The 15,398-nt window shown below is 44.3% G+C and carries 12 protein-coding genes; 7 read left to right on the forward strand and 5 right to left on the reverse strand.

Going from position 1 to position 15,398, the window contains the following annotated elements:
- The first annotated feature begins 34 nt into the window (after nt 1-34).
- On the forward strand, nt 35-1,438 hold the full coding sequence (locus tag AB4133_RS03640) for a PLP-dependent aminotransferase family protein (protein ID WP_017065418.1): 1,404 nt from the start codon (nt 35-37) through the stop codon (nt 1,436-1,438).
- A 127-nt stretch (nt 1,439-1,565) separates the two neighbouring features.
- On the forward strand, nt 1,566-1,772 hold the full coding sequence (locus AB4133_RS03645; RefSeq protein ID WP_004734707.1) for a hypothetical protein: 207 nt from the start codon (nt 1,566-1,568) through the stop codon (nt 1,770-1,772).
- Between the two features lie 133 nt (nt 1,773-1,905).
- Here the strand turns inward: AB4133_RS03645 and asnS are convergent, their stop codons facing one another.
- A complete protein-coding gene (gene asnS / locus AB4133_RS03650; protein ID WP_017060416.1) occupies nt 1,906-3,306 on the reverse strand; it encodes an asparagine--tRNA ligase in 1,401 nt (466 codons plus the stop codon).
- Between the two features lie 558 nt (nt 3,307-3,864).
- Here asnS and AB4133_RS03655 point away from each other — a divergent pair.
- Complete coding sequence (locus AB4133_RS03655) at nt 3,865-5,355, forward strand: SulP family inorganic anion transporter (RefSeq protein WP_372223985.1); 1,491 nt, start codon at nt 3,865-3,867, stop codon at nt 5,353-5,355.
- Between the two features lie 102 nt (nt 5,356-5,457).
- Here AB4133_RS03655 and AB4133_RS03660 read toward each other — a convergent pair whose 3' ends face one another.
- The gene (locus tag AB4133_RS03660) at nt 5,458-7,080 is read right to left on the reverse strand and encodes a methyl-accepting chemotaxis protein (RefSeq protein WP_372223986.1); all 1,623 of its coding nucleotides are present in this window, start codon (nt 7,078-7,080) and stop codon (nt 5,458-5,460) included.
- A gap of 501 nt (nt 7,081-7,581) precedes the next feature.
- On the opposite strand from AB4133_RS03660, the gene AB4133_RS03665 reads away from it, so the two are divergent.
- Together AB4133_RS03665 and AB4133_RS03670 are read left to right on the forward strand one after the other, a co-directional pair.
- Complete coding sequence (locus AB4133_RS03665; protein WP_048611631.1) at nt 7,582-7,779, forward strand: hypothetical protein; 198 nt, start codon at nt 7,582-7,584, stop codon at nt 7,777-7,779.
- A gap of 81 nt (nt 7,780-7,860) precedes the next feature.
- Nucleotides 7,861-9,003 carry an amino acid permease gene (locus AB4133_RS03670; RefSeq protein WP_017065421.1) on the forward strand — a complete coding sequence of 381 codons (1,143 nt, stop codon included), beginning with the start codon at nt 7,861-7,863 and terminating at the stop codon, nt 9,001-9,003.
- 119 nt (nt 9,004-9,122) lie between these two features.
- On the opposite strand, the gene AB4133_RS03675 is transcribed toward AB4133_RS03670, so the two are convergent.
- From AB4133_RS03675 to AB4133_RS03685, 3 genes are all read right to left on the reverse strand, one after another.
- On the reverse strand, nt 9,123-10,484 hold the full coding sequence (locus tag AB4133_RS03675) for an L-serine ammonia-lyase (protein WP_017060420.1): 1,362 nt from the start codon (nt 10,482-10,484) through the stop codon (nt 9,123-9,125).
- A 120-nt stretch (nt 10,485-10,604) separates the two neighbouring features.
- Nucleotides 10,605-11,858 carry an aromatic amino acid transport family protein gene (locus AB4133_RS03680; RefSeq protein ID WP_017065422.1) on the reverse strand — a complete coding sequence of 418 codons (1,254 nt, stop codon included), beginning with the start codon at nt 11,856-11,858 and terminating at the stop codon, nt 10,605-10,607.
- 318 nt (nt 11,859-12,176) lie between these two features.
- Nucleotides 12,177-12,767 (reverse strand): CoA pyrophosphatase, encoded by a 591-nt coding sequence (locus AB4133_RS03685; protein ID WP_372223987.1) that lies wholly within the window; start codon nt 12,765-12,767, stop codon nt 12,177-12,179.
- A gap of 303 nt (nt 12,768-13,070) precedes the next feature.
- Between AB4133_RS03685 and AB4133_RS03690 the strand changes: the two genes are divergently transcribed.
- Together AB4133_RS03690 and AB4133_RS03695 are read left to right on the forward strand one after the other, a co-directional pair.
- The gene (locus AB4133_RS03690; RefSeq protein ID WP_017060423.1) at nt 13,071-13,613 is read left to right on the forward strand and encodes a heme NO-binding domain-containing protein; all 543 of its coding nucleotides are present in this window, start codon (nt 13,071-13,073) and stop codon (nt 13,611-13,613) included.
- 1 nt (nt 13,614) lies between these two features.
- Nucleotides 13,615-15,333, forward strand: a complete 1,719-nt coding sequence (locus tag AB4133_RS03695) for an ATP-binding protein (RefSeq protein ID WP_102428579.1) — start codon at nt 13,615-13,617, stop codon at nt 15,331-15,333.
- Nucleotides 15,334-15,398: the final 65 nt, after the last annotated feature.

The following is a 15,398-nucleotide window of genomic DNA, read 5'->3' on the forward strand; positions in this document are numbered from 1 at the left end:
CGGCTCACAGAATTTCTCTAGGTAGTACAATTAGATGGCGCGTTATGAAGAGCTTGCAAAGGATATTCGAACTCAGATAGCCAACAATACGTGGCGATCCGGAGAGAAGATCCCTTCGGTACGCATGAGTTGTCGAAATTACAACGTCAGCAATAGTACTGTCTTACAAGCCTACCAGTTGCTAGAAAGCGAAGGGTGGATCATCGCTAAACCTCAGTCGGGCTACTTTGTAGCGCCAAGGCTGGACGGCGTTGACTACGCACAGCCACTCGTTAGTGAAAAGAAAGCCATTAATGACCGCTTATTTGATTTCTTGAAGTCGAGTTCAGCCGAAGGTGTGATTCCTTTCGGCTCTGCATTCCCAGATCCCGACCTTTTCCCGTTACCTACCTTGACTCGAAACCTTGCCAGCGCGGGTAGGAAGATGACTGGCGCGAGTGTGATAAATAATTTACCACCGGGCAGTGAGTCCTTGAGAAGGCAAATCGCACAGCGTTATCTGCAGCAAGGGATTACGGTTAATCATCAAGACATCGTGATTACGTCGGGTGCTATGGAGGCGCTCAACTTGAGCCTGCAAACGGTCACCAAGTCGGGTGATAACGTCGTGATTGAGTCTCCCGCATTCTATGGTGCTCTGCAGGCTGTCGAGAGGCTCGGGCTTAACCCGATCGAAGTGGACGTTTGCCCAATCAATGGGTTGAATATAGAGCAGTTTGAAAACGCGCTACAAAACCAAGATGTTAAAGCGTGTTGGCTGATGACGACTTTTCAAAACCCAACGGGAACCAGTTTGTCGGAACAGGCAAAGCGCCGTGTGGTAGAGATTGCAGAACAGCATGGAACCTACATTATTGAAGATGACGTGTATGGCGATCTTTATTACGAAGGGCATAAGCCGAAGCCACTAAAGGCCTTCGATAAGACCGATTCCGTCTTGCTTTGTGGGTCGTATTCAAAAAGTTTGTGTCCTGGTTATCGAGTAGGGTGGGTTGTGAACACGCGTTTTAACGACGCGATTCAAAAGTTACAGCTTCTTTCTACGTTATCGAGTAGCGCTCCTGTTCAACTTGGTGTCGCTCATTTCTTAACGCATGAAAGCTACGACAATCACCTTCGTAAACTGCGTAAAAACCTTGTCGTCAGGAAAGAGCGATTTATCGATGTCATTAAGCAGTACTTTCCGCATTCAATAGAGATTGAAGAGCCGGCTGGTGGTTACTTGATATGGATTCGCTTTTCTGAAAAATTCGACAGCCAACAGTTTCATCAACTGGCTATCGAACAAGGTATTAGCGTTGCATCTGGCGATCTGTTTAGTGAGCATGGCAGAGTGGATAACGCGATACGATTGAACTTCTCTTATGAACTGACAGAAGAGAAAGAACAGGCGCTCATCTGGCTTGGCAAACTGGCACATCAACTTACGCACTCGTAAAACCTTAAGTCCCTCATAAAAAAGACAATCATTCCAACTGTACGGGTTGTTTGTGGGGTAACTGTACGCCTAATTGACCAAAGAGTTGTGATTCAATAACGGTAGACCAAATATTGGAGATACCGTTATGTTGAAAATGACTATGGGAAATGAAGTTAAGCTGATTATTGTCGCTATTGTGTGTGCGCTTCTGCTTATTCTCGGCCACGTACTGCTGGCAAAAGCATTCGCTGATATGGCGTGGGCGGAATACACCACTGCCGCGATCCCATTCGTTATGATGGCAATTTGCGGTCTTGCAATAAAATACGCTATCGACCAAGATGTGGATTAGCTTTTGAAATAATGAGTCTCAGATAGTGGCACGCAGAAGCATCTGGACTCGTTTTATTCCGAACATAAAAAAACCTCCGCAAGTGCGGAGGTTTTTGTTTGTTCTTAACTTTTAATATCGAATAGGTTTCGAATTAGAAGTTTGCAGAGCGTGGTGTACGTGGGAATGGAATCACGTCACGAACGTTACCCATACCTGTTACGTAAGATACTAGACGCTCGAAACCAAGACCGAAACCAGCGTGTGGCACTGTACCGTATTTACGTAGGTCGCGGTACCAGCTCATGTGCTCAGGGTCGATACCCATAGCAATCATACGCTCGTCTAGAATGTCTAGACGCTCTTCACGTTGTGCACCACCGATGATTTCACCGATGCCTGGTGCAAGTACGTCCATTGCTGCAACTGTTTTGCCGTCGTCGTTTAAGCGCATGTAGAAAGCTTTGATGTCTTTCGGGTAGTTCTTAACGATAACAGGTGCTTTGAAGTGCTCTTCAGCTAGGTAACGCTCATGCTCAGAAGACATGTCGATGCCCCACTCAACGTCAAACTCAAATTTCTTACCAGAGTCTAGTAGGATTTGGATTGCGTCAGTGTAGTCAACTTGTGCGAAATCAGCGTCTACGAATTGCTCTAGACGAGTAATTGCTTGCTTGTCGATGCGAGAAGCGAAGAACTCAAGGTCGTCGCGGCGCTCTTCAAGAACAGCAGCGAAAACGTACTTAAGCATGTCTTCAGCCAGTTTCGCTACATCGTTAAGGTCTGCAAACGCAACTTCAGGCTCAACCATCCAGAACTCAGCTAGGTGGCGGCTTGTGTTTGAGTTTTCAGCACGGAACGTAGGACCGAACGTGTAAACCTTGCTTAGTGCACAAGCATAAGCTTCAGCATTAAGTTGGCCAGATACTGTTAGGAACGTCTCTTTACCGAAAAAATCTTCGTTGAAGTCTACGTCGCCTTTTTCAGTGCGTGGTAGGTTTTCCATGTCTAGCGTAGAAACACGGAACATTTCACCAGCGCCTTCTGCATCAGATGCAGTGATAAGCGGAGCAGAAGTCCAGAAGAAGCCTTGCTCGTGGTAGAAACGGTGAATCGCTTGAGATAGACAGTTACGTACACGTGCTACTGCGCCAATCACGTTTGTACGTGGACGTAGGTGAGCAACTTCACGAAGGTATTCGATAGAGTGACGTGTCTTAGCCATTGGGTAAGTGTCAGCGTCTTCAACCCAGCCTACAACTTTAACGTCAGTTGCTGCTAGTTCGAAGTCTTGACCTTTCGCAGGAGACTCAACAATCTTACCCGTTACTTCAACAGAGCAGCCAGTTGTTAGCTTTAATACTTCGTTTTCGTAATTATTAAGATTATTAGGAACCACGGCCTGAATCGGGTCGAAACAAGAGCCGTCATAAATGGCAAGGAAAGAGATTCCAGCTTTGGAATCACGACGTGAACGGATCCAGCCGCGAACAGTTACTTCACTGTCTACCGCTAGCTTGCCGCCAAGTACGTCTGTTACAGGCGCGTAAGTCATGTTGATTTCATTCTCCATTGAGGGACAAATTCAACTCAAAGTCTCTGGCATTGCTGCAAATAAATATACATTTGCACAATAATTAGCCGAAACATTAAGTTGTATAAACTTTTTAAATCGATTGAACATATTACCTGTCATACCGACAGCTTCAACCTTTATTCTTGCTTGGTGAAAGAAATATTGTGTCTACTGACGATAAATAGGTTTGAGGGTGTGTTTTTTGTTCGATCTTAGCGTCAGCCTTACCTTTCACCCTATGTGAGCTGCTGAACGAGCATGGCGTAATCGAAACCTTTGTTTTCAATAATGGGAGTGTGATTGTGTTGAGACTCACTCTACATTGGCGCGGATTCAGTCATTTTGGACTTGATCACCTTCTTAATTTCCCACTAAAGCAACAAGAGGAGTTTAATATCTACGTGTTAATTACGCCGCCTTAACCCCTGCATTCTCTCTACACCCGCACTTTTCGAGCGCTCGCTCATTCAAGAAAAACAGTCGATCAAATTATGTCTCAACAAGGCAGGACTGGCTGTACAAGTAAAAGAGAATTACATGCTTAATTATTTAAAAAAACACTGGTTATCAAACGTTAAAGGAGATTCATTATCTGGGATTGTGGTTGCACTCGCATTGATCCCTGAAGCCATCGCATTTTCAATTATTGCAGGCGTTGACCATAAAGTAGGGCTCTATGCCTCGTTCTGTATTTGTGTCGTCACTGCTTTGGTTGGCAGTCGTCCGGGAATGATTTCCGGTGCAACAGGCGCTATGGTGCTACTAATGGTCACTTTAGTGAGAGAGCACGGATTAGAATATCTACTCGCCGCTTCATTCCTAGCTGGCGTCATTCAGATCGCAGCTGGGTATCTCAAGCTTGGTAACCTGATGAATTTCGTTTCCAAATCGGTGATTACTGGATTTGTTAACGCGCTCGCCATTCTAATTTTCATGGCTCAACTTCCTGAATTAATCAACTTCCCGTCAAGCGTTTACGTGTTAGTCGCTTTGGGTTTGGCGATCATTTATCTGCTTCCTTATTTTCCCAAGTTTGGTCGTGCAATACCTTCCCCACTGGTCGCGATTGTTGCTCTGACAATCATTAGTTTGCTCTTCGGCTTAGATGTGAGAACGATTGGCGATATGGGCAAGCTTCCCGATTCACTGCCTGTGTTCTTGATTCCTAATATTCCATTCACGTTTGAGACGCTTGCAACCATCCTGCCATATTCGATTGCTCTGTCTCTGGTTGGCTTGTTGGAATCCTTGATGACAGCGACCATAGTCGATGACCTGACTGATACTGAAAGCAATAAAAACAATGAGTGTAAAGGGCAGGGCGTTGCGAACATCGTTGCTTCATTATTTGGTGGAATGGCGGGCTGCGCAATGATCGGTCAGTCGATCATCAACATCAAATCAGGCGGCTTAACCCGATTATCCAGCATGATCGCAGGGGTTGTTTTGTTGCTAATGGTGGTGTTTGTTTCTGATTGGTTGAAGCTTATACCGATGGCGGCTTTAGTGTCTGTGATGATCATGGTTTCAATCGGCACATTCTCATGGCGTTCTATTGTTGAGCTTAAAGATCACACACTGCCAACCAATGTAACCATGCTAGCAACCGTGGCGGTGGTGGTGTTTACTCATAACTTAGCAATAGGTGTTGCGGTTGGCGTGGTGTTGTCGGCTCTGTTTTACGCACATGCCAGCAAATCTATGGTGTTTATATCCGATGAAGTCGTGACCAACGAAATGCACACCATTCACCGAGTAAAAGGCCATGTCTTCTTTGCTTCGTCAGATGCGTTTGTCGACTTATTTGATTATGACAACGCGACCTCTTTAGTGACCATCGATATATCTGATGCGTCATTCTTAGATAATACCTCTGTTGAGGCGCTTGATAAGGTTGTGTTCAAGTTCCGTAAAAAGGGCGCTTACGTTGAAGTGTCAGGAATGGATAGCGTGAGTGCGAATCTGATAGTCAAACACGCGATGTATCACAAGCATAAAGACTTAACCGCGGTTTCCATTACGCACTAATCTTGGTTTAAGGTACTTTTAAAGCCTGAAAGCCTGAAAGCCTGAACTAGACATTGTTATGAAGTTAAAGCGCTCATTGTTGAGCGCTTTTTTGTTGGCGATCTATGACTTCTTCTTTGTACTCGACAAAGTAAACTGATTAATCAGTGACTCAAGGTGATCAGACAGCTCTTCTAAGTCATTGCTGATGTTGCGAGTTTCAGCCGCGGATTGCGACGTGTTGTTGGCGTGAGAGGTGATGGTTTCAACCTTTTGTTGAACATCTTGAGTCGCTTGTGTGGTGGATTGTGTTTGCTGCTGAATATTCTGTGCGTGAGCCAGCACCTGTTTCATCTCTTCGACCACACCATTAATTTCAATTGAAAGTGCGTCGATATCGGTTGAGCTTTGATGGGCTTGTTCGCAAACGCGATCGGCAGAAGTTAGCGACTCTTCACTGCCTTGCTGGAATTGATGAATGATTGACTCAATGCTGCCTGTTGCTTCTGCGGTTCGCGATGCAAGGTGGCGAACTTCATCTGCCACTACCGCAAACCCACGACCTTGTTCTCCCGCACGAGCTGCTTCAATCGCTGCATTCAAGGCCAGAAGATTGGTTTGGTCAGCAATGCCACGAATCACACTCAATATTGAAGAGACCTCTCCGGTTTGCTCATTGAGTGTCAGTATTTTGTGTTTCACTTCTTCTATGCTGCTAACGAGGTTTTTTATCTCACTGCTTGCGTCGTGTGCTTGGTTGGCACGCTTACATGCCACATCGGCGGTGTGATTAATAAGCTCTGAAGCCGTTAAAGTCGCTTGTTCTACATTGACTTGCTGTGCCTGTATTCCTTCGACATTGTGTTGCACTTCTGCGGTTTCGCTTTGCTGGTCGCTGGCGGCTTGCTCGGTAATTTGCGCGACACTAGTCAGTTGGTTGGCAGACGCATTTAACTTGTGCGAGGTGCTTTGTACCTTTTCTAAGCTGTCAGATACGGTTCCCATGAACGAGTTGATGGAGTTAGCCAGCGTGCCAATCTCATCCTTGCTTTGTTCCGGCAGGCGAGTGGATAGGTTTTTATCGTTGCTGACTTGGGTCATAAAGCGAGAAGTCTGTTGCAGCGGGCGCACGATAATCTTACGAATTAATCCCATCGTAAGGACAAATCCGGCAAACGAGATCACTGCCATAATGCCAATAGCAGCCATGGTTTGAGTGTTAATCAGCGAGTTAACATGGTTAAGGTTATATTCGAGACGAATCGCACCCAAGACTTCACCTTCTGGTGCCATATGACAGGCGACACAATTGGTTCCTCGGTAATCTTCACTCGACTTCATTGGCAGAGCAATAACCAAGCCTTTGCCCCAATCAGCAGAAAAAGGTTCGATAACGGTTTCGCCCGCTAGCGCTCGTTTATCAATATCGTCAACCGGTGTTTGGTTGTCATTACCTGGGCCATATAACTTGCTGACAGCGTCGGCGCGTAAAACACGAACGTCTTCAATGCCTTCTTGAGCCAGTGCTTTCTGACGAAGGGTCTCTTTTTGTGCCATGGTGCCGGTGAGCATCATCATATTGAGGCTATCGAAGTAGTTACTTGCTTTGTCGTGAAGCTGCTCACTTAACACTGAGTTTACAAGTTGCTTTTGTTGCGAATATTGGAAATAGGTCGATATTGCCAGCAAAAAGGTGAACACGATGGCGAGGGCCACTAGGATTTTAAAGGTGATTGTTGAGCGCATAAGGTGTTTGTTTTTATTAATTATAATGACGCAAATACTGTACTAGTAAGAATTCCTACCACCTATGGGGTATAACGAATTGTGTGACCACACTCCGATTGTGGTTATGCTTCTGTGATGTAGCAAGTTTGTGCGGAACCTAGTGTTGAAATGGAACGCGCTTCAAGCTCCTCGCTGTTCTTAAAACAGACTGTTGTTTTGGGAAAATTGAAGTGCAGCATCTTGTTTTGATTGTGCTGATAATTAGAAAAGCCTAGGTTGTTAATTAGCTCGATGTATTTGTCCGCTTGTCTTTTATCAATAAAGACTATTGTTTTAGACGACTTAGTGGTCGATTTATATCCAAATGGTTGTTTTGTTCAATTTAATAGCAAAAATTGTGGTTATAGCGTTGTGTTTCGAGGCTCATTCGATAAGATGAAAAGACCTCTATGATAGAGGCAGGGCAGCAACGGATACGCTGCTTCAAATACTATGGAATGTGACTTATTGGACACATACATGAAATTCAAGATTACATCACCGATTATTGAACCTACGGAAGGTTCACCACATCAGTTAATGCTTACTCACGCTTCTCGTTTTACCTCTTTTAAGACAAGCTCCCCTTTGAACGCCCTGTTCGACAACGTCTCTGCACGCTTCTTTACCGCTTATCGCTCCTATTGTTATTCGTTTTATAACTTTATTTCTATCTGAACTCCTTTGTCATCCGCTCGATGAACGAAGACTCACATCTATAAAAACTAAACAAATAAGTTAAAAACAATGAATATTAAAATGATGGGTAGCTCCCTAATTATCGCTGGTACCGCTCTCGGTGCTGGTATGCTTGCGATCCCAATGGTATTAGCTCAATTCGGATTGCTTTACGGCACACTGCTTATGGTACTGATCTGCTTCGGTACGACTTACGCAGCATTACTACTTCTAGAAGCGACCATCAAAGCGGGGGGCGGTCTAGGATTAAACTCTATTGCCCGAAAAACCTTGGGTAAACAAGGTCAGTTGCTTACCAACGGCTTGCTATACGCGTTGTTGATTTGCCTATTAATGGCTTACATTCTGGGCGCAGGTGACTTGCTGAGTAAGTTACTGTCTAACTTTGGCGTCGAAATTACCGCGACTACCAGCCAAACCGTGTTTACCTTGCTTGCTGGCGCAGTAGTCGCAAGTGGTACTGGTGTGATTGATAAGCTCAATCGAGCATTGTTCTTCGTGATGCTTGCTAGTTTGTTTGCCACCATGGCGTTCTTAGCGCCGAGCATGACTCAAGAAAACTTGATGCAGGTAACCAGCCATGACCACGTTGATCTAATCAAAACCAGTGCCATCCTGTTTACGAGCTTTGGCTTTATGGTGGTGATTCCAACCTTGGTTTCTTACAACCACGAAGCGACAGATAAACAGCTGCGTAACATGGTGATCATCGGTTCTCTGATCCCATTAGTGTGTTACTTGTGTTGGTTGTTTGCGGTAGTGGGCAACTTGAGTGAAGATCAATTCAGAAGCTTTGAGAACGTATCAGATTTGATGGCGGCGTTTGAGGCTCAGTCTCCTTGGGTGGGTAACGTTCTGTCTACCTTCACGGGCTTGGCGTTGTTGACCTCTTTCTTTGGTGTGGCGATGGCGTTGTTCAACCAGAACAAAGACATGTTCAACCAAAATACAGCGGTAACGTACTGCATCAGCTTTATCTTGCCGTTGGCTGGTTCATTGCTTGCGGCAGACAAGTTCCTACAAGTACTGAATTACGCAGGTATCATCTTGGTGTTCCTAGCGGTGTTTGTTCCTCTGGTTATGGTCCACAAACAGCGTTTCATGAAAGTTGCTGATGACCGATACCGAGCAGAAGGTGGCAGCGCAATGATGTTGTTCTCACTGCTGTTTGGTTGCTTCCTGCTTATCTCGCAAGTGATTTAACAAAACAATTTGGTCGGTTGAATCAATCAGTCACCAAGCTTTAGCTCCAAAAGCTTCAGATACAAAAAAGGAACGCCGCGGCGTTCCTTTTTTATTATCGGTTTATTAATTCAGAATGATTAACAAACAACCTTAACAGCCAAACCACCTTGAGATGTCTCACGGTATTTAGCGTTCATGTCTTTACCTGTTTCTAGCATTGTTTCGATAACTTTATCTAGAGAAACAGTAGGAGCAGAAGAACGACGAAGTGCCATACGAGTCGAGTTGATTGCTTTAACTGCAGCAATACCGTTACGCTCGATACATGGTACTTGTACTTGGCCAGCAACTGGGTCACATGTTAGACCTAGGTTGTGCTCCATGCCGATTTCTGCAGCCATACATACTTGCTCAGGGCTACCACCCATAAGCTCAGCAAGACCAGCAGCAGCCATAGAGCATGCCACACCAACTTCACCCTGACAGCCAACTTCAGCACCAGAGATTGAAGCGTTACGCTTGTAAAGACCACCGATCGCGCCAGAAGCTGCGAAGTAACGGATGTAATCTTTCTCTGTCACTGTTTGGATGAACTTATCGTAGTAAGCCAATACAGCAGGGATGATGCCACATGCGCCGTTTGTTGGTGCCGTTACTACACGGCCGCCAGCTGCATTTTCTTCGTTTACTGCGAAAGCAAACATGTTTACCCAGTCAACAACCGACATTGGATCATTGGTTGTTTTTTCTGAAGTCATTAGCTGTTGGCGAAGTGCTGCTGCACGGCGAGGAACACGTAGTGGACCAGGCAGGATACCTTCAGTATTCATACCGCGATCCATACACTCACGCATAGTTTTCCAGATGTTAGCGAAGTAAGTGCGAGACTCTTCGTCTGAGTGGAACGCTGCTTGGTTTTTCATAACCAGTGTACTGATAGAAAGACCGCTTTCTTTGCACTGATTAACCAGCTCTTCAGCTGTTGTGAATTCGTAAGGTGCTTTGATTGGGTTTTCTTCTTCTTTGCCGAAGTTCTCTTCGTCAACGATGAAACCGCCACCAATTGAGTAGTACGTTTTTGAGTATGCAACTTCGTCACCAACCCATGCATGAATGCTCATGCCGTTCTCGTGTAGAGAAAGGTTGCTAGTGTGGAAGTTCATACCGCCATCGCGTGGGAACGATACTGTATGACAGTGCATGCCAACAGGAAGGCGCTCAGTTTCTTCTACGCGAGCAATGAAGCCAGCAATAGAATCGATATCAACACGCTCAGGAGTATTGCCAGCAAGACCCATGATGATTGCGATATCTGTGTGGTGACCTTTCCCTGTCAGTGATAGTGATCCATATACGTCCACGGTGATTTTAGTGATGTCGCGCAATTTTCCCATTGAACGTAGGTCATCAATAAATTCTTTACCCGCTTTCATTGGTCCAACTGTGTGTGAGCTCGATGGACCAACACCGATTTTATAGATATCAAATACACTAATCATAGCGATTACCTCAAAAAGAGAGCCTCCCAAGGGGAGTAGGGAGGCTCATTTATTATCATTATATTTTTTGTCTAATCTCGCGATATAAGATGGATGCCATCTTATAAAAAGGGCTTGAGATTAAAGAGCGCCGTAGATTACAGAACTAATAGCCGCTAGACCACATAAAGCTGTAAAGATTTGCACAGGTGCTGAAGTTTTGTACTTAGCCATAGCTGGTACTTTCTGCATCGCGAACACAGGCATTAGGAACAGGATAGCTGCAATCATTGGAGCACCCATTGTTTCAATCATACCTAGGATACTTGGGTTAACTACCGCAACAATCCAAGTTGTAACAACGATGAACGCTAGAGATGCTTTTTCAATCTTAGAGATTGAAGAACCAGAGCGAGACTTGATTAGACCAACAAGACCTTCGTGAGCACCTAGGAAGTGACCGAAGTAGCTAGAAGTAATCGCTGCGAACGCTACTAGAGGACCCATGTAAGAGATAAGTGGAGACTCATGTACGTTTGCTAGGTAAGAAAGAACAGAGATGTTCTGTGCTTGTGCTGTTGCTAGTTGCTCTGGAGATAGAGAAAGAACTACAGAGAATACGAAGAACATTACAAAACCCATCAGCATCATTGCTGCGCCGCCAGTGATCGCGTCAGTTTTCTTAACTGCGTTTTCACCGTATACACGACGTTGCTCTTTAGAGAACTGTGAAATGATTGGGCTGTGGTTGAAAGAGAACACGATGATTGGAATTGCAAGCCAGATAACAGAAGGCATTGTTGACCATTCAGGTGTTACTTCCATCATTGAAGTGTTCCAATCCGGAACTAGGTAGAAAGACAGTGCTAGTAGGATGAATACTAGTGGGTAAACCATTGCTGAAGTCGCTTTCAGCATCAGATCTTTACCGAATACAACACCTGTAGTCATAGCAAGGATAAGTGCACCAGAAAGAAGAGGACGAGGAATAGATTCCATACCCATTTGGTTTACTAGGAAAGAATCAACAGTGTTTGTGATACCAACACCGTAAATCAGAACGATTGGGTAGATAGCGAAAAAGTAAGCGAAAGTAATAAGGTTTGCGCCAGTCTTACCGAAGTGTTCTTCTACTGTATCTGTAATGTCAGCTTCAGGGTTTTTAGCAGACAGTACGAAACGAGCTAGAGATTTGTGTGCGAACCAAGTCATTGGTGCCGCAATTAGAGCTAGGATAACTAATGGCCAAAAACCACCCGCACCAGCTTTGATTGGAAGGAATAGTACGCCAGCACCAACTGCTGTACCGAATAGTGATAAACACCAGGTAAAATCTTTATAGTTAAACTTGCTTGAATCTTTAACGGCATTTGCCGAAGAAGTTGTTGTGTTCATGTTAAATTACTCATTTTTTGGGAACAGGAAATAAGTCGGGGCTAATTCTGCAGAATTTTCTTCTGCAAAAAATAGATCTAAATCATGTAATGAAACGGCGTGTCACATGATATGCGAAAAACGGATTTTTGATCACGAAAATAGCGTGCCACAGGTGATTTATGTTTATGCTTGGTATTACTTTTATTTATGCGAAAGGCGGGGTTGTATAGATTTATACCAGGGAAACGTTTGCGTAAAATTGCATTAATAAATCTGTTCCATAGAAAGTCTGGATTTTGTTAACAGAGATTAAACAAAACGTAGTTGCTATGTAATTTATTGCACTACATGTTGCTGCAGTGAATGGATGATTTGCGCCGTAACGCCCCAAATTAGGTGCTCTTGGAAAGGCATCGCAAAAACTCGATGCTTGATTTGTTTAAAGTTAACAGTGTGGCTGTGTAACTTGGCTTGGTCTAAAACATAGGTAGCGGGCACCTCAAAAATTGAGGCAACTTCGTTCTCATCGATGATGGCTTTATAGTCAGGATCGACCATGGCAACAATCGGCGTCACAGAAAATTTACTAATAGTACTCAATGCAGGTAATTGCCCAATAATTTTAACTTGATCCGATCGAATTCCCACCTCCTCATGGAGCTCTCTGAGTGCAGTGAATTGCATAGAAGGGTCAGAAAGTTCGTGTTTACCACCAGGAAAGCTGACTTGGCCGGGGTGATGCTTTAAATGAGCCGCTCTTTTAGTAAAAATGACATGTAAACCATCTTCTCTTTCAACTAAACCTACCACCACTGCCGCTTTACGTAATTGCTCGCCACTGATGTGCGAAACACGCTCTACTGACTCAGGATGATAGCCAACGGTAGGGTTAAGTTGGAATTGCTGAAGGAAGTTTTCTTTATTCATATCAAGCCAATATATTGATTATTATGATTTTAAGTATAGACATAACCGTGGGTTGATTACCAATATCGAGTTTTTCTTCATTCACTTTCCCTCTTTTAGCTATTAATTGGGCGTCATGAGGGGCTGTTTACCGATGAATCTCCTCAAAATGACGATTTTTGCTATATTCAATATGTGCATACAGGCGAGTAAGCGTTATCGATGTCATAAAATTGGGTGACGAAACGTAGATTTTTTGTTTAAGAATTTGATAACAATAACTTAGTGGACCATTCTAAAAAGAAATAGAAGAAAAGGTATGAGATGAAAGGAATCATATTCACCGAATTTTTAGAGCTTGTTGAAGACAAGTTTGGGCTAGAGCTTTTGGAAGAAGTTCTAGAAATGTCAGAAGATGAAGGGATCTATACGTCGGTCGGCAGTTACGACCACAAAGACCTTGTCAGGTTGATTATCAACTTGAGTAAGAAAACCGATATTGATGCGGCAAGCTTGCAACGCGTGTTTGGGCAGTCTGTATTTAAGAACTTACTGGCCTCATTACCGAATAAAGCGAGCCTTGCTCACAGCAATACCACCTTTCAATTTATTCAGCACGTAGAGCGTTACATTCATGTTGAAGTGAAGAAGCTCTATCCAGATGCTGAGCCACCTGAATTCAGTTTTATCACCACGACCGAAGCACAACTTGTTTTTGACTACAAAAGCGCAAGGTGTATGTCTCATGTTTGCTTAGGGCTTATTGAAGGATGTGCTGAATACCACGGTGAATCTATCGCGGTGGAGATGACGCCACAAAATGATGACCAAAGCGTGGTTAGGTTTAATCTCAAAGTAGAAAAGTAATATGGATCTGGCATCTGCCCTAGAGAAGAAGCTTAAGCGTCAAATCGCGGCAAGGAAAGCGGCTGAAGGATTGTTGGAACAGAAGAGCCTCGAACTGTTCGAGGCTAACCAACAGCTTGAGCTTGCTTTGCGTCAGTTAGAAAAACGCTCCAACGCGAATATACGCCGCATTGAATTCCAAGAACAAATCGACAACCTGTTGATTGATTTTGGGCGCGCGTTTCTAAGAAATGATCTCGATGATGTCATGCTATCTGAATTAACGACCAACGTGACTAACAGCTACTTAATCGAAGCCAGTCGTTTGATTCTACCTCCCAAGCTCATCCCTCAGTTACAGACCTATGATTATGGCGATGAGACTGTCGAGGTGTTAGAGCAAGACATTCAAGAACCTCATTGGCAAGACAACCTACTGACCGTGCCCTTAGAGGTTGAAAAAGTCATAGTTGGTGCGTTAATCGTCAGAGTCAGGTTGTTAGACCAAGACTACGAGTTTATCCAAAGCCAACTGTTGTTGGTCACGGACCTTATCTGCAGTGCCTTAACCCATCAACTAGCAATCAACCGAAATATTGAATCACGTAAACGAGCGGAAGAGTCCGAAAGGGCAACGCGTGATTTTGTGGCCATGATTAATCATGAGTTAAGAACTCCACTTAATGGCTTACTAGGCAGTGCCGAGTTGATCAGTGATACCGAACTGAATAGCTCTCAGCGTGAGATAGTGAACAACCTGAGCCAATCTGGAGAGTTTCTCCGAACCATCATTAATGATCTATTGGATTACAGCAAAATCAATGCAGGGATGTTGGAGCTTATTCCAAAGAAATTTGCCCTACGTGATTTGAGAAACACGATTGAAAGCATCTTCGTCAATCGAGCAATTGAGAAGCAGCTCGAATTCAATATCAGTGTTACGTCAAACGTTCCCTCCCATTTCCAAGGCGATTTAGAGCGCATCACACAACTGTTTGTGAACTTAATAGGTAATGCGATTAAATTTACAGAAGAAGGGCATGTGAATGTTGATATTGAGTGGGACAAAAACCAATTTGTTTTCTCTGTAGAAGATACCGGAGTCGGAATCGCTGAATCGGCGCATAAGACGCTGTTTGAACCTTTTACGCAGGCAGATAACTCAAGTAGTCGGAACTATGAGGGTACAGGACTTGGGTTAGCGATTTGTCGCAAACTGGTGGCTCTGATGAATGGTGATATTGGGGTGACCAGTGTCGTTGGTTCAGGCACGACGTTTACCATCTCGATTCCTCTTCAAGTTGTCGATGTTCCGGCAGAGAGTGATAGTGTCGCCAAGGGCTTTGAGTATGAGGCGGAATTGTCACTACTTAAAGTGCTGGTGGTTGATGATATTAAGATGAACCAGATCATCATCCAACAGATGCTCCGTAAACATGAGATTGAACCAGCTATTGCAAGTAATGGTGTCGAAGGGTTTGAGCTCGCGTCAGACAACGAATACGACATTGTATTCATGGATTGCAGAATGCCTGTTATGGACGGGTTTGAAGCAACAGAGAAGCTAAGAGAGAAGGGTTACGTTAAATCTATTGTGGCACTGACCGCCGGAACGACATTGGAAGAACGCGAACGTTGTATTCAGTGTGGAATGGATGACATTTTGAGTAAGCCTTACACCGCCAACGATCTGAAAGAGATGCTCAAGAAGTGGGGTGTCTCAGCGGTGAAGGTCGCTTAAACACGCGAATAAAGCGTTGTGAGTTATGTACTCTAACTTACAGACTAAAAAACCGAAGTGATCTT

Origin of the sequence: Vibrio sp. 10N.286.52.F8 (assembly GCF_041468745.1) — a bacterium.
GTDB lineage: Bacteria > Pseudomonadota > Gammaproteobacteria > Enterobacterales > Vibrionaceae > Vibrio > Vibrio crassostreae_C.

Coding starts and splice junctions, on each gene's coding strand:
- AB4133_RS03675 (WP_017060420.1), bottom strand. CDS start 10,484: ATGATTAGTGTATTTGATATCTATAAAATCGGTGTTGGTCCATCGAGC.
- AB4133_RS03660 (WP_372223986.1), bottom strand. CDS start 7,080: ATGCGCTCAACAATCACCTTTAAAATCCTAGTGGCCCTCGCCATCGTG.
- AB4133_RS03655 (WP_372223985.1), top strand. CDS start 3,865: ATGCTTAATTATTTAAAAAAACACTGGTTATCAAACGTTAAAGGAGAT.
- AB4133_RS03640 (WP_017065418.1), top strand. CDS start 35: ATGGCGCGTTATGAAGAGCTTGCAAAGGATATTCGAACTCAGATAGCC.
- AB4133_RS03665 (WP_048611631.1), top strand. CDS start 7,582: ATGAAATTCAAGATTACATCACCGATTATTGAACCTACGGAAGGTTCA.
- AB4133_RS03695 (WP_102428579.1), top strand. CDS start 13,615: ATGGATCTGGCATCTGCCCTAGAGAAGAAGCTTAAGCGTCAAATCGCG.
- AB4133_RS03680 (WP_017065422.1), bottom strand. CDS start 11,858: ATGAACACAACAACTTCTTCGGCAAATGCCGTTAAAGATTCAAGCAAG.
- asnS (WP_017060416.1), bottom strand. CDS start 3,306: ATGACTTACGCGCCTGTAACAGACGTACTTGGCGGCAAGCTAGCGGTA.
- AB4133_RS03690 (WP_017060423.1), top strand. CDS start 13,071: ATGAAAGGAATCATATTCACCGAATTTTTAGAGCTTGTTGAAGACAAG.
- AB4133_RS03645 (WP_004734707.1), top strand. CDS start 1,566: ATGTTGAAAATGACTATGGGAAATGAAGTTAAGCTGATTATTGTCGCT.
- AB4133_RS03685 (WP_372223987.1), bottom strand. CDS start 12,767: ATGAATAAAGAAAACTTCCTTCAGCAATTCCAACTTAACCCTACCGTT.
- AB4133_RS03670 (WP_017065421.1), top strand. CDS start 7,861: ATGATGGGTAGCTCCCTAATTATCGCTGGTACCGCTCTCGGTGCTGGT.